At 66.4% G+C, this 18,838-nt stretch carries 15 protein-coding genes and 1 pseudogene; 9 read left to right on the top strand and 7 right to left on the bottom strand.

Going from position 1 to position 18,838, the window contains the following annotated elements; genetic code table 11:
* Positions 1–31 precede the first annotated feature (31 nt).
* Genes IPF36_RS17455 through IPF36_RS17435 form a run of 5 tightly spaced genes read right to left on the bottom strand, consistent with a single transcriptional unit; the run spans position 32 to position 7,126 of the window.
* Positions 32–847, bottom strand: coding sequence for a xanthine dehydrogenase family protein subunit M (locus IPF36_RS17455; RefSeq protein WP_195429262.1), 816 nt, complete (start codon positions 845–847; stop codon positions 32–34).
* The gene (locus tag IPF36_RS17450) at positions 844–3,936 is read right to left on the bottom strand and encodes a molybdopterin cofactor-binding domain-containing protein (RefSeq protein ID WP_255519822.1); all 3,093 of its coding nucleotides are present in this window, start codon (positions 3,934–3,936) and stop codon (positions 844–846) included. Before IPF36_RS17450 ends, IPF36_RS17455 begins: the two co-directional genes overlap by 4 nt.
* Positions 3,933–4,907: a tripartite tricarboxylate transporter substrate binding protein gene (locus IPF36_RS17445; RefSeq protein WP_195429260.1), complete on the bottom strand. Its 975-nt coding sequence runs from the start codon at positions 4,905–4,907 to the stop codon at positions 3,933–3,935. Before IPF36_RS17445 ends, IPF36_RS17450 begins: the two co-directional genes overlap by 4 nt.
* Before the next feature lie 55 nt (positions 4,908–4,962).
* Positions 4,963–5,616, bottom strand: a complete 654-nt coding sequence (locus IPF36_RS17440) for a UbiX family flavin prenyltransferase (protein ID WP_133092741.1) — start codon at positions 5,614–5,616, stop codon at positions 4,963–4,965.
* 4 nt (positions 5,617–5,620) lie between these two features.
* Positions 5,621–7,126, bottom strand: coding sequence for a UbiD family decarboxylase (locus IPF36_RS17435; protein ID WP_195429258.1), 1,506 nt, complete (start codon positions 7,124–7,126; stop codon positions 5,621–5,623).
* Positions 7,127–7,442: 316 nt separating this feature from the next.
* On the opposite strand from IPF36_RS17435, the gene IPF36_RS17430 reads away from it, so the two are divergent.
* Entirely contained in the window at positions 7,443–8,372 is a 930-nt protein-coding gene (locus IPF36_RS17430; protein ID WP_133092743.1) for a LysR family transcriptional regulator, read from the top strand.
* 387 nt (positions 8,373–8,759) lie between these two features.
* Complete coding sequence (locus IPF36_RS17420; protein WP_133092744.1) at positions 8,760–9,542, top strand: IclR family transcriptional regulator; 783 nt, start codon at positions 8,760–8,762, stop codon at positions 9,540–9,542.
* Positions 9,543–9,607: 65 nt separating this feature from the next.
* On the opposite strand, the gene IPF36_RS17415 is transcribed toward IPF36_RS17420, so the two are convergent.
* On the bottom strand, positions 9,608–10,855 hold the full coding sequence (locus IPF36_RS17415) for a Zn-dependent hydrolase (protein WP_195429254.1): 1,248 nt from the start codon (positions 10,853–10,855) through the stop codon (positions 9,608–9,610).
* 232 nt (positions 10,856–11,087) lie between these two features.
* On the opposite strand from IPF36_RS17415, the gene IPF36_RS17410 reads away from it, so the two are divergent.
* The 7 genes from IPF36_RS17410 (at position 11,088) to IPF36_RS17380 (ending at position 18,433) form a co-directional block, all read left to right on the top strand.
* Positions 11,088–12,665: an ABC transporter substrate-binding protein gene (locus IPF36_RS17410; RefSeq protein WP_255519820.1), complete on the top strand. Its 1,578-nt coding sequence runs from the start codon at positions 11,088–11,090 to the stop codon at positions 12,663–12,665.
* Between the two features lie 138 nt (positions 12,666–12,803).
* A complete protein-coding gene (locus IPF36_RS17405; RefSeq protein WP_133092747.1) occupies positions 12,804–13,754 on the top strand; it encodes an ABC transporter permease in 951 nt (316 codons plus the stop codon).
* Between the two features lie 10 nt (positions 13,755–13,764).
* The gene (locus IPF36_RS17400) at positions 13,765–14,652 is read left to right on the top strand and encodes an ABC transporter permease (RefSeq protein ID WP_135706926.1); all 888 of its coding nucleotides are present in this window, start codon (positions 13,765–13,767) and stop codon (positions 14,650–14,652) included.
* A 2-nt stretch (positions 14,653–14,654) separates the two neighbouring features.
* On the top strand, positions 14,655–15,725 hold the full coding sequence (locus IPF36_RS17395; RefSeq protein ID WP_195429250.1) for an ABC transporter ATP-binding protein: 1,071 nt from the start codon (positions 14,655–14,657) through the stop codon (positions 15,723–15,725).
* 12 nt (positions 15,726–15,737) lie between these two features.
* A complete protein-coding gene (locus IPF36_RS17390; RefSeq protein WP_133092750.1) occupies positions 15,738–16,739 on the top strand; it encodes an ABC transporter ATP-binding protein in 1,002 nt (333 codons plus the stop codon).
* A 45-nt stretch (positions 16,740–16,784) separates the two neighbouring features.
* Complete coding sequence (locus tag IPF36_RS17385) at positions 16,785–17,975, top strand: amidase (RefSeq protein WP_195429247.1); 1,191 nt, start codon at positions 16,785–16,787, stop codon at positions 17,973–17,975.
* 44 nt (positions 17,976–18,019) lie between these two features.
* On the top strand, positions 18,020–18,433 hold the full coding sequence (locus IPF36_RS17380) for a DUF3830 family protein (RefSeq protein WP_133092752.1): 414 nt from the start codon (positions 18,020–18,022) through the stop codon (positions 18,431–18,433).
* Positions 18,434–18,567: 134 nt separating this feature from the next.
* On the opposite strand, the pseudogene IPF36_RS17375 reads toward IPF36_RS17380, so the two are convergent.
* Positions 18,568–18,774: pseudogene (locus tag IPF36_RS17375) on the bottom strand (amino acid ABC transporter ATP-binding protein); the annotation flags it as partial.
* Positions 18,775–18,838 lie beyond the last annotated feature (64 nt).

The following is an 18,838-nucleotide window of genomic DNA, read 5'->3' as shown; positions in this document are numbered from 1 at the left end:
AACTCACCCGCGGCGATGGTTCCTTTGTGTTTCACTTTGCCTCCTCGATCACCCGCATGCCCAGCTGCCTGACCAGGTGGCGGCGATACTGCGCACTGACATGGGCGTCATCCTGTGCGCCCAGCTTCCAACTGAAATCGTTGATGGCCTCCGCCAGCGCGCGGCCTTCCAGGCGCGGCCAGGTCTCCAGCACCGGCCGGTCGGCCACGCCGCCCACGGCGAGCGCGATGGCGTCGTCGGTCACGATGGCGGCGCACGCGACCAGCGCGAAGTCGCCATGCCGTGCCGAGAACTCCGTGAAGCCGTAGCGCGCACCCGCGCGGCGCAGCGGAAAGCGCACCGCTTCCACCAGTTCATCCGGCTCGCGCGCCGTCATCAACATGCCCTGGAAGAACCGCGCTGCGGGCAGCACGCGGCGCCGGCGCGAGGAGCGCAGCACCACTTCGCCGCCCAGCGCGAGCAGCACCAGCGGCAGTTCCGCGCTGGGGTCGGCGTGGGCGACCGAACCGCACACGGTACCGCGGTTGCGGATCTGGAAATGCGAGATGTACGGAAACGCCAGTGCCAGCAAGGGAACCTCGTCGGCCAGCGACGGGCGCCACTCGACGCTCCCCTGCGTGGCGGCGGCGCCGACCACGAGGTGGCCCTGCTCGACCCGTACGGTATTGAGCTCGTCAGTGCGCGAGATATCGACCAGCAGCTGGGGCTGCGCCAGCCGCATGTTGAGCACCGCCATCAGCGACTGCCCCCCGGCCAGTACGCGGGCCCCCTCTCCGCCGCGCGCGAGCGCCTCCAGTGCTTCCTGCGTGGTCCGCGCACGCACGTAATCGAATGCCGCGGGTTTCATCGGCGGACTCCCAGGCGGGCAAGCAGGCGCGCCAACCAGCCCGGCGCCTGCGCGGGCTCGCCGGCGGCCTGCCGCCCCAGCGATTCGAACAATTGGCGCAGCACCACCTTGGCCGCGCCCTCCAGCATCCGCCCGCCGACCGCGGCGACCTTGCCGGACACCTCTGCCTCATAGTCGTAGGTCAGGCGGGTACCGCTGCCGTGCGGCACGAGCTCGACCACGCCGTTGCCGCTTGCACTGCCCAGCGACGAAATGCCGGCGCCGGCCAGCCGCAAACGGTGCGGCGGGTCAAGATCGGACAGCGAGATCTCGGCGGCGTAGCGGGCCTTGATCATGCCCACGCCAACGGTCACGTCGGCGCGGTACTGGTTCTCGGCCGTGCGCTCCAGCGCATGGCATCCGGGCACCACCCGGGCCAGCGCCTCGGGATCCAGCAGCACCGCGAAGATGGCTTCCGGGCTGGCCGCCAGATCGACCGTGCCGCGCGCGGTGAGCGCCTTGCCCCCGCGCCCGCCGGCAGCCGGCTGGCTTGCGCGCGCCGCCTCCAGCAGTTCCGGGCGGGAGGGTGGCGGGTCGTCGATGCCCAGCAGCGCCATCACCCGGGCGGGCGTCAGCGGCAGCCTGATGTCGGGGATCCCGAGCGCGTCGGCCACGGCATTGGCGATGCACGGCGGCGTGCTCATGTTGTTGCCTTCGCCCAGGCCCTTGGCCCCTAGCGGCGTGAATGGGCTCGGCGTCTCCAGGTGGACGATGACCGGGTCCGGCACTTCACAGGTGGTCGGCATCAGGTAGTCGGCCAGCGTGCCGGACTGGAAGCTGCCGTCCGCCCCGTAACGGAACTCTTCCATCAACGCCGCGCCCAGCCCCTGCGCAAAAGCGCCCCGGATCTGCCCGTCGGCCAATGCCGGATTGAGCAGCGTGCCAGCGTCGTGCGCGGTGACATAGTGGTCGATGCGCACGCGCCCGGTGGCGCGGTCGACCTCTACCCCGCACATGTCGAAGGCAAAACCATACGTGGCGGAGGCATTGATGCGGTCGGCCTCGTCCGGCGCCTCCAGGTTGGGCGGCGACCAGAACACGGTCTCGCGCAGGCCCGGCTCCTCGCCCGCGGGCAACAACTGCGGCGACCAGTGCGGCGCATTGCTGGCCGCGCGTCCAAACGGCAAACCCGCGTCGGCGGCGCCTTGCACGAAGACGCGACCATCCCCGAACACCAGCGACTCGGGTGCGCAGCCAAGCTGCGGTGCGACAATGCGCGCCAGCTTGTCGCGCACCCGCATAGCGGCCAGGTGGACCGTACCGGCCACGGCGCCCGCGAAACGGCTGGAGTAGTTGCCGGAAGCTACCGACCAGGCATCCTTGTGCGTATCGAACTCGACGTTCACGACCACGTCGGCCGGCTCGATGCCCAGTACGTCGGCAACCACCTGCGCGCAGACGGTCATATGGCCCTGGCCCGCGGGCGTCGACGCGATCGTCACCACCACGCCGCCCAGCAGGTCCACGCTGACCGTCGCACTGGCGATCGCCCCGTTCTTTGGACCCGACTTCTTGCGGGCCTCGGCTGGCATCGCCGTGGTGATATACCCCATGTTCGACACCGACGGCTCGACGATGGCCGCAAAGCCGATACCGTACAGCCGCCCTTCACTGCGCGCCTGGTCACGGCGCCGCACCAGCGCTTCGTAGCCACCCTCGGCCTGCGCGCGCGCCAGCGCCAGCTGGTAGTTGCCGGAATCGAGCAGCGCGCCGGACGGCGTGCGGTAAGGGAAGGCATCGGCGGCGACGAAGTTGCGCCGGTAGACATCGAGCGGGTCCAGGCCCAGTTCGACCGCGATCCGCTGCACCAGCCGTTCCAGCGCAAAGTACACCTGCGGACCGCCAAAACCGCGCACCAGCCCGGTGGGCGTCTTGTTGGTGAGCACGACGCGGTTGCGCACCAGCAGGTTCGGGATCGCGTAGGCACCCGTCAGGCAGCCATGCATGCGGTAAAAGGTGGCCGGTTCCGGCGCCCGCAGGTAGCCGCCGCAGTCCTCCACCTGGTCATAGGCAAGTGCGACGATGCGGCCATCGGCCTCGACCGCGGCTTCCAGCGTGGTCAGGCGGGCGGTCGCGGAGGTGGCCGCGCTCAGGTGCTCGAGCCGGTCCTCCACCCACTTCACCGGTGCGCCGGCCTTGCGTGCGGCCAGGCACATCAGCACCACGTAGGGAAACACGGCCTGCTTGACGCCGAAGCTGCCGCCCGAGTCGCGTGGCGCCTTGTGGCGCAGCCGATTCGCCGGCACCTTGAGCGCCATGGCCATCACCGCATGAAGCGAAAACGGCCCCATGAAATTGGAGGTGACGTCGTAGCCTTCCTCGCCAGCCAGGTATTCGGCGATCACTACGCCGCACTCGATTGGCGCGCAGGTATTGCGCGGGTAGTGCGCGGTCAGGCTGACCTTGTGCGGCGCCGCCGCGAACGCGGCTTCCGGCTCGCCATAGCGAAAACTGCGGTCACTGACCACGTTGGTGCCGACTGCCGGATGCAGCACGGGCGCGCCGGCTTCCAGCGCGCCCTCGATGGACACCACCGGTGGCAGCACACGGTACGACACCTTGACCAGGTCCAGCGCGTCCTCGGCCAGCGCCCGGCTTTCGGCCACCACCACCGCAACCGGCTCGCCGACGTAGCGCACTCGATCGACGGCAAGCGCCCACTGCTCCATCGGCGACTTCACGCCGACCACGAACGGGCGCGACCACGCGGCAAGGTCCGCACCGGTCAGCACCGCATGCACACCGGGCGCAGCCAGCGCGGCGGCGGCATCGATCTCGCCCAGTTCCGCATGAGCATGCGGCGCACGCAGCACGGCTGCATGCAGCGTACCGGGCTTGATCGCAAGGTCGTCTCCATAGCGGCCGCGGCCGCACAGGATCGCCGCGTCTTCTAGCCGCTCCATCGAGCGGCCCACATGCGGCTTGCGGACCGGCGCGGTGTCGCCAGGCGCGACGCGGGGCGGCTCGGCCCGGCCCTGGCGCAGCGCATGCTGGTCGCCGCTGCCGGTGCGCGCCGCCGGGGCGCCATTAAGCAGCGCTGTATCGCTCATTGCGGCGGGATCCTTGCGTCCCCGACGACCTTCTGCCACTTGCCCAGTTCCTTGCCGATAAAGGTTGTGAAGTCCGTGGCACTGCCGCCCGCGGGCGCGACCCCCTGCTCCTGGAAGGTCTTGCGCACGTCCTCCATCTTCAGGATCTTGTTGATCTCGGCGTTGAGCCTGCTGACGATGGCCGGTGGCGTACCGGCCGGCGCGACAAAGCCGTGCCAGGACGAAACCTCGTAGCCCGGCACGCCCGCCTCCGATACCGTGGGCAACTCCGGCGCGGACGCCGCGCGATGGTGGTCGGCAACGGCAATGGCGCGGATCTTCCCTGCGCGCACCAGCGGCAGCACATGCGGCAGCGCGTCGAACGCCACCTCCACCTGCCCGCCGCCCAGGTCGGTCAGCATCGGCGTGCTGCCCTTGTAGGGGACCTGCGACAGGCTGATGCCCGCGGTGCGCTCGAACAGCGCCATCGCCAGGTGGTTCGACGAGCCGCTGCCGGAGGAGCCGTAGTTGATGCTGCCCGGCGCGGCCTTGGCCGCGCGCACCAGGTCCTGCACCGAGCGGATCGCCGAACCGCGCGAGACCACCAGCGTCATCGGCGACTGGCCGGCCAGGATAATCGGGACGAAGTCCTTGCTGGTGTCGTAGGGCAGCGATTTGTACAGCCAGGGATTGGCGGCAAACGGGAACTGCACCACCAGCAGCGTGTAGCCGTCGGCAGCGGCCTTGGCGACGAAAGAGGTGCCGATGATGGTGCCGGCACCCGGCTTGTTGTCGACGATCACCGGCTGGCCCCAGGCTGCGCTCAGCTTGCCGGCAACCACGCGGCCGAGGGTGTCGTTGAACCCGCCGGGCGGATAAGGGACCACCAGGCGGATCGGCTTGGCCGGATAGGTTTCGGCCGCCACCGCCGTACCGGCAAGCAGCGATGCGAAGGCGAGGCCGAAGGCCACGCGAAGCGTTTTGCAAATCATCCCTGTCTCCATGCTTGTATTGGTATTCACCGCGATCCGCGGGCCGCCGCGCCGGCTATGTCGTTGCCAGCCGGCCGCGATCGGTGTCAACCGGTTCGGCCTCGTCTGCCCGTGCGCTGCGGGCAAAGTCGTCTGCCAGGCCGCTCCACCGCTGTGGCAGCTGGTCGTGCTCGATCGAGAACAGGTCGAGGATGCGGCCAACCGTGTGGTTGACGATGTCATCCACGCTCTGCGGGTGCGCGTAGAAGGCCGGCACCGGCGGCATGACAATGGCGCCCATCTCCGTGACCGCGGTCATATTGCGCAGGTGCGCCAGGTTCAGCGGCGTCTCGCGCGCGACCAGCACCAGGCGCCGCCGCTCCTTCAGCACCACATCCGCGGCGCGCGTCAGCAGGTTGTCGGCAAACCCGTTGGCAATGCTGGCCAGCGTTTTCATCGAACACGGCGCGATCACCATGCCCTCCGTCACGAACGACCCGCTCGCCACCGCGGCGCCGATGTCGCGCACGCTGTGCGCCACATCGGCCAGCGACTCGATCTCGCTGCGCCGGATGCCGAGTTCCTGCGCGGCGGTCAGCGCACCCGACGAAGACACCACCAGATGGGATTCGACTGCATCGATTCGTGCCAGCGCCTGCAACAGCCGCACGCCGATGACCGCGCCGCTCGCGCCGGAGATGCCAACGATGATCCGCTGCCTTGCAGTCATGATGCTAGGCCTCCTGGCCAAGGTAGGCCTGCCATGACGGCGCGCCGGAATTAGCCAGCAGGGACTCGAGGTGCACCGCGTCCTCACCGGGAATGCGCACACGGGTAAACACATGCGAGTCGTAGGTGACCGGCCGCGTGGCGTCGATGCCCATCTTGGCGCTGATGCCCTGCAGGTGCGGGGGTGCTTCCATGCCGGCCTGGCTGGCCGCCACCGTGGTGGACGGATCGAGCACCGAGCCCTGGGCCCCGGGTACTACCACCAGGTCCCGGTCGGCCTGGAAGCGCGTGGCGACGGCCCACTCGACCTCGGCCGGATCGTGCACATTCACGTCGGTATCGACCACGGTGACCTGCTTCAGGTCGTAGTGGGCCCCGAACGCGCACAGGATCACGTTCTTCGCCTCGCCTTCGCGCTTCTTGCTGAACTTGACGTAGAGGTGGTACCGGCACACGCCGCCTACCGACAGATGCACGTCCTGCACGCCCGGATGGCTGCGCCGCAGGTGCGACAGCAGCGTCGCCTCGCGCGGGATAGCGCCGAGCAACAGGTGCTCCATTTCGGCAGGCACGATGGTGTGGAAGATCGGATTGCGCCGATGCGTCACGGCATCGACCGCGATGACCTCGCGCGGCTCGCGCGCGCTGTAGTACTTCGGAAACTCGCCGAACGGGCCCTCGGGTTCGCGCACGCCGGGAAGGATGCGCCCCTCGATGACGATCTCCGCATCCGCGGGCACCACGACGCCATTGGTCAGGCACTTGGTGGCGCGCAAACCGCTGCCGTGCAGGGCGCCGGCGATCTCGAGTTCGTCGCGATCGATTGGCGTGATCGCCTGTGATGCCAGCATGGTCAGCGGGTCCACGCCGATCACCACAGCCACGGGCAGGGCGTCGCCCGCTTCTTCTGCCGCCTGATAGAAGGCGTGCAGGTGGCGCGGCAGCATCAGGATCGCCATGCGGTCTGGCCCATGCACTTGGATCCGGTTGATCGACACGTTCTGGATGCCGGTACGCGGGTTACGCGCAATCACCAGTCCGGCGGTGACATAGGGGCCGTTGTCGTGTTCGCTGTGCGTCGGGATCGGCAGCAGCCGGTGCAGATCAAGGTTGCCGTCCTCGCGGCGGTGGACCACCTGCTGGCAGGCGGCCTCGCCCGGGCCAAGTTCGGCCACCGGCAAGGGATTGTCCACGGCATCGCTGAAGCGCGAAAGCAGCGCGGCCTCCGGCACGCCCATGGCTTCGGCCAGCCACGCACGCCGTGACATGAAGCCGCTGACCACAGGGATCTGGTGTGCACCCGGCCGGGAGAAGAACGCGGCCTGGCGGCCATCCAGCCGCTTCGCGATGGCGGCCAGCTGGTGCTCGAGCGACACCGGGACGTCGACGCAAGCCAGCCGCCCGGTATCGGCCAGATGCCGCAGCCAGCTGCGCATCGTCAGCGGCCCATGCTGCTGGCCGGCCGCGCCGGAGTCGGCGCCGCGTGCGATGTCGGCCTCGAATTCATACATGGAGTTGCTCCTGTGGATCCTGCTTGTCGCCTGCCGCGTTCTGCACGGGCGAGGCGTATCGGTGTGAAGTTGTGACAAGCGTAGCGGCTCTATTCCATAAGCTCTAATATTGTTTTCTGATGTAAAAAATCAGTTCTGATGATGTCAGTACTTGTACGGGTGCATGGCGTTGGAACGACCTTTTCGCGGCGACGCAATGCCAGGTGCACATGACCGCTGCCGCGGGGACCCAAATGATCCGGGGCCTGGCATCCGGTGTTATAAGGTTTGAGACATCATCATCAGATCTTATGACCCATAGGGACCCATCAAGCACATGGACTTGCGCCAGGTTCAATACTTCATCGCCTTGTTCGAGGACGGCTCCGTCACGCGTGCCGCCAAGCGCCTGAACATCGTCCAGCCGGCACTCAGCATGCAGATCGCCAAGCTGGAGGATGAACTGCGCCAGCAATTGTTCGAGCGCACTGCCTATGGCATGTCGCCGACCGCGGCGGGGCGGCTGATGTACCGCCTGTTCCTGCCGGTCATGCGGGACTTCACTGCGGCGCGCGAGCAACTGGTGCAACGCGACGAAGTGGTCACTGGCAGCGTGGCGATCGGGCTGATCGCGTCGGTCACCGAGGGAGTGCTGGTGGAATCCCTGTCACGCTTCAATGCCCGCTATCCGCAGGTCGAGGTGACCGTTGCGGATGGCTACAGCACGACACTGATCGACTGGGTGGCCGGCGGCCGACTGGATGCGGCGATCGTCAACAAGCCGCGCGAGCGCATCTCGCTGGAGGCGAAACCGCTGCATGACGAGGAGATGGTGCTAGTAACCAGCGCATTGCACGGCCCGGAACTGCCCCCGACCATCGAGCTGTCGCGGCTTCCCAACCTGGAGTTGGTGCTGCCAAGCAAGCACCACGGCTTACGAAGCGTGCTGGATACGGCGGCGCAGCACGAGGAGATCGTGCTCACCCCGACATTTGAGATCGATGTCCTTGGGACGCTCGTCAACTTTGTCAAAGCGACGCGGTTTGCAACGATCCTGCCCCACATCGTCGTGCGCCGCGCCGTCGAGCAGGGCGCGCTGCGCGCGCATCCAATCCTGGCCCCCCGGATCGTACGGCACATCATCGCTGTCACACATCCACGCCGCCCGTTAAGCAAGGCGGGCGAGTTACTGGTCGGCATCATCGCGGACGAAATTCGCCGCTTGTCTACCAACAGCGAGGCAGCAAATCCGACGCAAATTCAATGATTCGAACCGCGGGCGCCTGTGAGCGCCCCGGGCCGCTGTCCTGGGCCAGCGCCTTGTCCCACCGACTGCGCTACGCTGCTGGCTCGCGCATAACGAGCCAGCAGGTCGGTCATGGCCGGGCCACTGCCCTTGTACGGAATATGCAGCATGTCGACGCCCGCCAGGTTCCCATTCATTTTCCGGGCACCTTTGAACGACAAGGGTTCCAGCCGGATACCCGGTGACAGGGGGCCGTTCCCGCCCGGGGTCGGGCAGGCCAAAGCCATCCGGACCATGTATCATTGGTCATCCGCATCGAATCGATAATCGATTCATCAATATCTTGTTGCAATACCTTGCCATCGTGGTGCAGTGGATCACGCCGATGGTGCTCCTTCAAGCTGACCCATGTCCACGGAATCTCAGCGGCCGGACCCGCTTTTCAACCAGTCGCTCGAGAAAGGCCTGGAAGTCCTGCGCGCATTCAATGGCGTTCACCGCACCCTGACGCTGGCCGAGCTGGCCGATCTGACTGGCATGACCAAGAGCTCGGCGCAACGCACGGTCCATACCCTGGAGCGGCTCGGCTATGTCGACAAGCATCCGCAAACACGCCGCTTCCGTCTGACGCCGAAGGTAATGGAGATCGGCTACAACTACCTGGCGGCGGATGCCCTGATTCCCGTTGCCAGCCCCTATCTGTCGCAACTGGCGAATGCCAGTGGTGAAACGGCAAATCTCACCGAGCCCGTGGGACTCGACATGGTCTATGTGGCGCAGTTGATGACGGCCAAGTATGTGCCCGTGCTGACGCCCGTGGGCATGCGCATTCCGATGTACTGTACGAGTTCCGGCCGCGCCTACCTAAGCACGCTGCCCGATGAACAGGTGCGGGCGATGCTCGGGGCCTCTGCGCGCGTGAGGCGCACGCCGGCCACGCTGACCGATGCCGAAGCGATTTTCGAACGGGTAGTGGCTTGCAGGAGCGTGGGCTACGCCTGCAACGAAGAGGAACTGTTCCTGGGCGACATGGGCGTCGGCGCGCCGATCGTGAACAACCGTGGCGTTGCGGTTGGTGCGGTCCATGTGTCGCCGCCTGCCAGCCGTTGGACCATGGCGGAGGCCCAGAAGAAGCTCGGGCCACTGGTCGTGGAATGCGCGTGGGCCATTTCCAGGTCCATCGGACATTGAAAGCCCCGCGGGCTCGCCCCCTCGTGTGCGAGAAAACGCGGCGCCCGCGGGCGATGCATCGGCCTTCAGCGTGCGTGCGCCAGCATCGCCTGAAGCAACACGTTGGCGCCGGCTTCGATATGTTCTGGCAGCGCGTCTTCCAGTTCGTTGTGGCTGATGCCGTCCTTGCACGGCACGAAGATCATCCCCGTTGGCGCAAGCTGCGCAAGATAGACGGCGTCATGCCCTGCCCCGCTTACCACGTCCATATGGGGAAGGCCCAGTGATGCCGCAGCCCGTCTGATACTGTCCACGCACGATGCCGCGAACAGGCACGGCTCGAACTTGACGACCTGGCGGATGTCGACCGATACCGCGGCCGCCTCGGCAATTCCCGCGAAGGCCTCGCGCATGGCCGCGTCCATCCGGTCGAGCCCTTCCTGCGACAGGTTGCGGAAGTCCACCGTGAAATCGACCCGCCCCGGGATCACGTTGCGCGAATTGGGCCTGACCTCCACATAGCCTACCGTGCCGCGCCCATGCGGCGCTTCCTCGCGCGCGATGCGGTTCACCATCTCGATCATGCGCGCGGATGCGAGCAGCGCATCATGGCGCAGGGCAAGCGGTGTCGGACCCGCGTGGGCGTCCTGGCCGGTCACGGTCACGTCGTACCACTGCTGGCCGAGCGCGCCCGAGACCACGCCGATCGGCAGGCCCGCCGCTTCCAGCACCGGCCCTTGCTCGATGTGGGCTTCGAAATAGGCGGCATACATGCCGCCCGGCACCTCGCCCGCGGGATGTTCACCGCGATAGCCGATAGCCTCGAGCGCCGCATCGACACGCACGCCGTCGCGGTCCGTCCGGGCGCGGGCATGATCCGCCGCGAACACCCCGGCAAACACACCTGATCCCATCATGACAGGGGTGAAACGCGTGCCTTCCTCATTGGTCCAGAACGCGACTTCGAGCGGCGCGCGCGTGTCGATGCCGAGATCGTTGAGCGTGCGCATTACCTCGAGTCCGGCCAGCACGCCGAAGTTGCCATCGAACTTGCCGCCGGATGGCTGCGTGTCGATATGGCTGCCCGTCGCCACGGCCGGCGCTTCGGGGTCGGTTCCATGGCGGCGTGCGAACACGTTGCCGATCTCGTCGACACGTACATCGAGCCCGGCCTCGCGGAACCACTGCACGACGAGATCGCGGCCCTTGCGGTCCGCGTCGGTCAACGCGATGCGGCATACGCCGCCATTGGCCGTGGCGCCGATCGCGCCGAGATCCATGAGGGACTGCCAGAGGCGGGCGCCATTGATGCGGGGAAGGTGCTGCGAATCCATGTGTGTCATGCCTGCGGTGGTTGAACATCGTGCCCTATGCAGCAAGAAGCAGACCAATGCATGCGCATGTCCTGCTGGCATATCAATTGCTAGATCGTTCGCAGCCATTCCCAACCCAGGAGCATTGCCCGTGAACCACCCTACGTCCATCCAAGCGAAAGGTTTCTCCGCTGCTGTGCGGTCCGTGTCCGCGGCCGTCGCGCTCTCGCTGCTCGCCTTGCCCGGTGCCGCGATGGCCGAGAAGGTGTTGCGCATCGGCATGACCGCCGCCGATATCCCCCGCACGCTGGGCCAGCCCGATCAGGGCTTCGAGGGCAACCGCTTCACCGGCATTCCCATGTATGACGCACTCACGCAATGGGACCTGTCCAAGAGCAACGGGCCCAGCCTGCTGATTCCCGATCTTGCCACCGAGTGGAAGGTCGAGGACAAGGACAAGACCAGGTGGACCTTCAAGCTGCGCCCCGGGGTGAAGTTCCACGATGGCTCTCCGTTCAATGCCGATGCCGTGGTGTGGAACGTCAACAAGGTCCTCGACAAGACGGCGCGACAGTTCGATCCGAGCCAGGTGGGCGTGACGGCTTCGCGCATGCCTACGCTGCGCAGTGCGAAGAAGATCGACGACCTGACCGTTGAACTGGTCACGTCCGAGCCGGACTCCTTCCTGCCGTATAACCTGTCGAACCTGTTCATGGCGTCGCCCGCGCAGTGGGAGAAAAAGTACGCCGCGGTCCCCGCATCGGTAACCGATGCGGGCGAGCGCAGCAAGCAGGCATGGGTCGCGTTCGCCGCCGACGCGTCGGGCACGGGCCCGTTCAAGATGACGCGGTTCGTGCCGCGCGAGCGCCTTGAACTGGCAAAGAATGCAGCTTACTGGGACAGCCTGCGCGTGCCCCGCATCGACAAGGTGGTGATGGTGCCGATGCCCGAAGCCAATGCACGCACCGCGGCATTGCTGTCTGGCCAGGTCGACTGGATCGAGGCACCGGCCCCCGACGCCATCGCCCAGATCAAGAGCCGCGGATTCAACGTCTACGCCAACGCCCAGCCCCATGTGTGGCCGTGGCAGCTGTCGTTCGCACCGAACTCACCCTGGCTCGACAAGCGTGTGCGTGAAGCCGCCAACCTCTGCGTGAACCGCTCTGAGCTCAAGGCGCTCCTTGGCGGCTATATGGCGGAGGCCAAGGGCATTGTAGAGTCCGGCAATCCCTGGTGGGGCAACCCGAAGTTCGACATCCGGTACGACGCCAATGCGGCGCGCAAGCTAATGAGCGAAGCGGGCTACTCCTCGGCCAGGCCGCTCAAGGTCAAGGTACAGGTATCGGCCTCCGGCTCCGGCCAGATGCAGCCGCTGCCAATGAACGAGTATGTCCAGCAGAACCTCAAGGAATGCTTCTTTGATGTCGATTTCGATGTGGTCGAATGGAACGCGCTGTTCACGAACTGGCGCGTCGGCGCCAAGGACGCAAGCGCGCACGGTGCCAATGCCATCAACGTGAGCTTTGCCGCCATGGATCCGTTCTTTGCCATGGTCCGCTTTGTCAGCACAAAGACGCAGCCTCCGGTTTCGAACAACTGGGGCTATTTCGGCAACGCCGAATTCGACAAGCTGATCGAGACGGCACGCACGTCGTTCGACGCCAAGGCACGGGACGCGGCGCTGGCGAAACTGCACGCCCGCATCGTCGAGGAAGCACCGTTCGTGCTGATTGCGCACGACGTCGGTCCCCGTGCTATCTCGAAGAAGGTCAAGGGCGTGGTCCAGCCGCAAAGCTGGTTCATCGATATCGCCACGATGTCGATGGATTGAACCTGTAACCCGGCACCCGCTCTCTTTCGCTCAGCAGGAGAGCGCCCAAGGGGACGGACTCGCCACGTCTCGTCCAGCCCCCGCCTCCCTGCCCGCACGGGCAGGGAGCGCATGACACCCACACGACGGGCACAGACCATGACTTATCTGTTCCACCGCGTTCTCTATGCGTTTCCGATCCTGCTCGGGGTCGCGCTGCTCTGCTTCTCGCTGGTCCACATCGCTCCCGGCGATCCGCTTGTGTCCGTGCTGCCTCCCGACGCCTCCGAAGAACTGCGGCACCAGCTCACCGCGCTATATGGCTTCGACAAGCCGTTCCTCGAGCAATTCGTGCACTGGCTGAGCCGCGCACTGCACGGCGATCTGGGCACTTCCATCGCCACCAGCCGGCCCGTGATGGCTGAAGTGTCGAACGCCGTGGTCAACTCGATCCGGCTCGCGGCGGTGGCCACGCTGATCGGCTTCGCTCTCGGCAGCCTGTTCGGCTTTGTCGCGGGCTACCTGCGCGATTCAGTAGCCGACCGCATTGCCTCGTTCCTGTCGGTGCTCGGCGTCAGCATTCCCCACTACTGGCTCGGCATGGTCCTGGTGATTGCCTTCTCCGTGCTGCTCGGGTGGCTGCCCGCCACCGGCGCGGGGCCGGACGGCTCCGGAGCCTGGACGTGGGACTGGGCGCACGTCCAGTACATGCTTCTGCCTGCCGTGACGATGTCCGTGATCCCGATGGGAATTGTCAGCCGTACGATCCGCGCGCTCGTGGCGGAAATCCTGTCCAACGAATTCATCGTCGGCCTGCGCGCGCGGGGATTGTCGGACTTCGCCGTGTTCCGCCACGTGGTCAAGAATGTCGCGCCCACCGCGTTGTCGGTGATGGGCCTGCAGCTTGGTTATCTGCTCGGCGGCTCGATCCTGATCGAGACCGTGTTCTCTTGGCCGGGCACCGGATTCCTGCTCAACTCGGCCATCTTCCAGCGCGATTTCCCGCTCCTGCAGGGCACGATCCTGGTACTGGCCGTTTTCTTCGTGATGCTGAACCTGTTCGTCGATGCGCTGCAGACGGTATTCGACCCGCGCATCCAGCGCAACTGAGGAGTCCCGGATGGAAATGACGCTCAACAAATCCGTCGCGCCGCTGGCGATCGAACACTCTCCCGGCTACTGGGCCACGGTCGTACGGCGGCTGCTGCGCAACAAGGTCGCAATGGCAGCGGCTCTGATCCTGATCGCCCTCGTGCTGATGGCTGTATTTGCCCCGGCACTGATGCCGGGCGACCCCTATGCCTCGTCGATCCTGAAACGCCTGAAGCCGGTCGGTACGGAGCACTACCTGCTCGGCACGGACGAGCTCGGCCGCGACATGCTGTCGCGCCTGATGCTCGGCGGCCGGCTCTCGCTGTTCATGGGCATCACGCCGGTGCTGCTGGCATTCGTGATCGGCAGCGCCATCGGCATCGTCGCCGGGTACGCCGGCGGCTGGACCAACACGGTAATCATGCGCGTGACGGATGTGCTGTACGCGTTTCCGTCGGTGCTGCTGGCCATCGCGCTGTCGGGCACGCTCGGCGCCGGCGTGGGCAATGCGCTGCTGTCGCTGACCATCGTGTTCGTGCCGCAGATCGTGCGCGTAGCGGAAAGCGTGACCACGCAGTTACGCAGCCGGGAGTTCGTCGATGCGGCCCGTGCCTCGGGTGCGTCCGCACTGACCATCGTACGGGCCCAGGTGCTCAACAACGTGCTCGGCCCGATCTTCGTCTATGCCACGAGCCTGATTTCCGTATCGATGATCCTGGCCTCCGGCCTGTCCTTCCTCGGCCTCGGCGTCAAGCCGCCGGAACCCGAATGGGGACTGATGCTCAACACGCTACGCACGGCGATCTACACCCAGCCCTGGGTGGCCGCGCTGCCCGGCGCAATGATCTTCCTGACCTCGATCTCCTTCAACCTGCTGGCGGACGGCATCCGTTCGGCCATGGAAATCAAGGACTGAACATGACCGATACGCTCGTCTCCCCCGCCGCCGACATTGGCGGTCCGGCCCAGCCGCTCGTGATCGCGCGCGATCTGGTCAAGCACTTCCCGCTCAAGTCGGCGATCCCGCTGCGCCGGGCGGGCGTGGTGCGCGCCGTCGATGGCATCAGTTTCGACGTGCGCAAGGGCGAAACGCTCGGCGTGGTCGGTGAATCCGGCTGCGGCAAATCCACCACGGCTCGCTTGCTGATGCAACTGACACCCCACGACAGCGGCGAACTGATCTTCGACGCGCAGGGCGTCGGCTCGCGGCAGCTGCCGATGAAAGCCTTCCGCAGCCAGGTGCAGATGGTCTTCCAGGACAGCTACTCGTCGCTGAACCCGCGCCTGACCATCGAGGAATCGGTCGCCTTCACGCCGCGCGTACATGGCGTGCCGGCTCGCGAAGCCACCGAGCGGGCCCGCTACCTGCTGAACCGCGTCGGACTGGAGCCGTCGCGCTTTGCCGGACGCTACCCGCACGAGCTTTCCGGCGGCCAGCGCCAGCGCGTCAATATCGCGCGGGCACTGGCGCTGCGCCCGCGGCTGGTGATCCTGGACGAAGCGGTGTCCGCACTGGACAAGTCCGTCGAGGCCCAGGTGCTCAACCTGCTGCTCGATCTCAAGGCCGAGTTCGACCTGACCTACGTCTTCATCAGCCATGACCTGAACGTGATCCGCTACCTGTGCGACCGGGTCATGGTGATGTACCTGGGCAAGGTCGTGGAAGTCGGCGATACCGAATCCATTTACCGGAACCCCGCCCACCCTTACACGCGCGCGCTGCTGGCCTCGATGCCGTCGATGGACCCCGACCATCGCACCCTGGCCGCGCCGCTGGCCGGCGACCCGCCGAACCCGATCAACCCGCCATCGGGCTGCAGCTTTCATCCTCGCTGCGCCAGCGCGGAGCCCGTCTGCGCCCGCCGCGCACCGGCGTTGTCCCACGCGCTGGCGGAACACCCCGTGTCCTGCCTGATGGCAATGCCCGATGGCGGCCATTCGCAGCCGTTGCGCCGCATGACGCCCGGCCTGCACGCCGCTGCACACTGAACCTGGCCGGAGATGACCATGCCCTCTAATACCCCCGCCATTTCACTCCGGGACCTGCGCGTGACGTTCGCGGGCGGCGGCAAGACCATCCAGGCCGTCAACGGCGTGTCGCTCGATGTTGCCACGGGAGAAGCCGTCGCATTGATCGGCGAGTCCGGTTCCGGCAAGAGCGTCACCCTGCGCGCGCTGATGCGCCTTCACCCGCCGCGTCGCACGAAGATGAGCGGCGATATCCGGGTCGCAGGGCAGGACGTGCTGAACCTGGACAAGCGGGCACTGGCGCGCCTGCGCGGGGGCACCGTGGCGATGGTGTTCCAGGAACCGCTGCTGGCGCTGGATCCCGTCTACACCGTGGGCCAGCAGCTCATCGAGTGCATCCGCACACATCGCAAGGTATCGAGCGCCGAAGCACGGGAACTCGCGCTCAAGGCGCTGGAAGCCGTACGGATCCCGAGCCCGGAGCGCAGACTGGCCGCCTATCCTCATGAAATGTCCGGTGGCATGAGGCAACGTGCGATGATCGCGCTGGCGCTGTCCGCGCAGCCCAAGATCCTGCTGGCCGACGAGCCCACTACGGCGCTCGACGCCACGGTGCAGATCCAGGTACTGATCCTGTTGCGCGAACTGCAGCGCGAGCTGGGCCTGTCCATCGTCTTTGTCACGCACGACATAGGCGCCGCGGTGGAAATCGCCGACCGCGTCGCGGTGATGTACGGCGGACGCATCGTCGAGGAAGGTCCGATCCGCACGCTGATGCGCGAAGCGCGCCACCCATACACGATCGCGCTGCTGCAAAGCCGCCAGCACGGCATGCATCGCGGCGAGCGGCTGCCATCCATCGACGGCGCGCCGCCGGATCTCGCGGCATTGCCGCCGGGCTGCGCGTTCGCGCCGCGTTGCCCGCACGCCCGCCCCGAATGCCTGGCCGACGTGCCGCGCGCGGTGTCGCTCGGCAACGGCCATCAAGTCAGTTGTACCCTCGTTTCCGCGCGCGCCGCGGCCGAGGCCGCCTGAGTCCTTCAGGCTTCAGCATTCACCGGTAAAAGGAACCCGACAGCCATGAGCCTGGCCACCCATCCGTCCCGCGCCTTCCTGCCCTACCCCGAGGCGCCTGTTCCCAACGCGGCGCAGGGCCCGCTGAGCGGGCTGACATTCGCGGTCAAGGACCTGTTCGATGTAGCCGGATACCCGACCGGCGGCGGCAACCCGCATGTGCTGGCGCGCTCCGGCATCAAGACGGCCACAGCGCCGGCGGTATGCAGTCTGCTCGAGGCCGGTGCCACGTTCCTGGGCAAGGTCCATACCGATGAACTCGCGTTCTCGATGAATGGCCAGAACTATCACTATGGCGGCCCTTACAACGGCGCCGCGCCAGACCGGATTACAGGCGGCTCCTCGTCGGGATCGGCATCCGCGGTATCGCACGGCCTGTGCGATTTCGCGCTCGGCACCGATACCGGGGGCTCGATCCGGGCGCCGGCCAGCCATTGCGGCCTGTTGGGCATCCGCCCCTCGCACGGCCGTGTCACGCTGGAGCGATGCATGCCGTTGAGCGAGTCGCTCGATACCTGCGGCTTTTTTGCACGCGACATCGGCACATTCGCACGCGTCGCCGACGTACTGCTCGGCAACGACAGCCAGCCGCTGTCCGTGCCCCCGAAACTGCTGCTTGCCGCGGATCTCTTCGAACTGCCAACGCCCGAGGCACGCGCGGCGCTCGCGCCAGCCGTTGCCCGCATCGAATCCCTGCTTGGCACGGCCATGCCTGTCAACGTGGCCGACCGCCCCCTGTCCGAGCTGTACTGGGCTTTCCGGTACGTGCAGGGGTGGGAAGCCTGGCAAGCCGACGGCACCCTGATCGAGGACTTTGCACTGCAGCTCGGCCCCGACGTGGCCGGCCGATTCCAGTTCAGCAAGGGCGTCACGCGCGACCAGTTCGAACACGCCAGTACGATACGCCACGCCTTCACCGCACACCTGGGCCGCATGCTCGGGCAGGACAGCATCCTGGTGCTGCCGACCATGCCGGACATTGCCACGCTGCGGACCGCGCCGGCGGAGGCCCTGGAAGACTATCGCACGGCCGCTGCGCAATCGCTGTGCCTGACGCCGCTGACCGGGTTCCCGCAATTGACTCTGCCTCTGTCTGGCCGCCAGGGTGCGCCGCTCGGCATTTCCCTGCTTGGACCGAAGGGAAGCGACCGCAGACTGATCGCCGTGGCCGAAATGCTGATGGCCGCGCTCGCCTGAGATACGCTCTTCGGTACGCCTTCCCACTCGCCTACAGGACCGACATGACCCGACTTTGCATCACCGCCGCCGGCTACACGTTCATCGCCGAGACCAATCCGGACGCGCCGCAAACCGTGGCCGCGTTCCTGAAGCTGCTGCCCTATCGGCAAAAACTGATCCATGTGCGCTGGAGCGGAGAAGGCTGCTGGATTCCGCTCGGCGAATTCAGGCTCGGCGTCAGCTTCGAGAACCACACGAGCCATCCGTCTTCGGGCGACATACTGTTCTATCCTGGCGGCTACAGCGAGACCGAGATCATCCTGGCCTATGGCAGTTGCTGCTTCGCGAGCAAAATGGGGCAACTCGCGGGGAACCATTTCCTGACCATCGTCGGAGGCAACGAGAACCTCCGCGCCCTGGGCACCAAGGTACTTTGGGAAGGAGCGCAGGAGGTGGTGTTCGAGCTCGCCGAATAGGGTGCCTGCCGACTGCCCGGCCAGCCGCCTCTCACAGTCGTGCAGACCACGGCAGGCATCGCTCAACTGCGCCATGCCAGGGCATTGACGGATGCCCGGCCACCCACCGTCGACAGCCGCGAGCGCGCCACTGCTCAGGTACAACCGTGTACGGCTGACAAGAACTGCCGCAACGCGGGGGTCCGCAGCTGGCCGAATACCTGGTCGGGCGTGCCCGCCTCGTGCACCTTGCCCGGGTGCATGAACACGATGTGGTCATTGACCTTGCGCGCAAAGTTCATTTCGTGCGTCACCATGATCAGCGTCATGCCGTCGGCGGCAAGCGACTCGACCACACTCAGGCAGTGAAGATGGCAGTCCAGGACACGGTTGTCAGCGCGTCCATCCCTCCGCTATGCGTTTTGA

Source organism: Cupriavidus sp. IK-TO18 (assembly GCF_015549295.1).
GTDB lineage: Bacteria > Pseudomonadota > Gammaproteobacteria > Burkholderiales > Burkholderiaceae > Cupriavidus > Cupriavidus oxalaticus_A.
This window is presented reverse-complemented; position numbering and strand designations above follow the sequence as displayed.

Coding starts and splice junctions, on each gene's coding strand:
- IPF36_RS17455 (WP_195429262.1), bottom strand. CDS start 847: ATGAAACCCGCGGCATTCGATTACGTGCGTGCGCGGACCACGCAGGAA.
- IPF36_RS17450 (WP_255519822.1), bottom strand. CDS start 3,936: ATGAGCGATACAGCGCTGCTTAATGGCGCCCCGGCGGCGCGCACCGGC.
- IPF36_RS17445 (WP_195429260.1), bottom strand. CDS start 4,907: ATGATTTGCAAAACGCTTCGCGTGGCCTTCGGCCTCGCCTTCGCATCG.
- IPF36_RS17440 (WP_133092741.1), bottom strand. CDS start 5,616: ATGACTGCAAGGCAGCGGATCATCGTTGGCATCTCCGGCGCGAGCGGC.
- IPF36_RS17435 (WP_195429258.1), bottom strand. CDS start 7,126: ATGTATGAATTCGAGGCCGACATCGCACGCGGCGCCGACTCCGGCGCG.
- IPF36_RS17430 (WP_133092743.1), top strand. CDS start 7,443: ATGGACTTGCGCCAGGTTCAATACTTCATCGCCTTGTTCGAGGACGGC.
- IPF36_RS17420 (WP_133092744.1), top strand. CDS start 8,760: ATGTCCACGGAATCTCAGCGGCCGGACCCGCTTTTCAACCAGTCGCTC.
- IPF36_RS17415 (WP_195429254.1), bottom strand. CDS start 10,855: ATGGATTCGCAGCACCTTCCCCGCATCAATGGCGCCCGCCTCTGGCAG.
- IPF36_RS17410 (WP_255519820.1), top strand. CDS start 11,088: ATGGCCGAGAAGGTGTTGCGCATCGGCATGACCGCCGCCGATATCCCC.
- IPF36_RS17405 (WP_133092747.1), top strand. CDS start 12,804: ATGACTTATCTGTTCCACCGCGTTCTCTATGCGTTTCCGATCCTGCTC.
- IPF36_RS17400 (WP_135706926.1), top strand. CDS start 13,765: ATGGAAATGACGCTCAACAAATCCGTCGCGCCGCTGGCGATCGAACAC.
- IPF36_RS17395 (WP_195429250.1), top strand. CDS start 14,655: ATGACCGATACGCTCGTCTCCCCCGCCGCCGACATTGGCGGTCCGGCC.
- IPF36_RS17390 (WP_133092750.1), top strand. CDS start 15,738: ATGACCATGCCCTCTAATACCCCCGCCATTTCACTCCGGGACCTGCGC.
- IPF36_RS17385 (WP_195429247.1), top strand. CDS start 16,785: ATGAGCCTGGCCACCCATCCGTCCCGCGCCTTCCTGCCCTACCCCGAG.
- IPF36_RS17380 (WP_133092752.1), top strand. CDS start 18,020: ATGACCCGACTTTGCATCACCGCCGCCGGCTACACGTTCATCGCCGAG.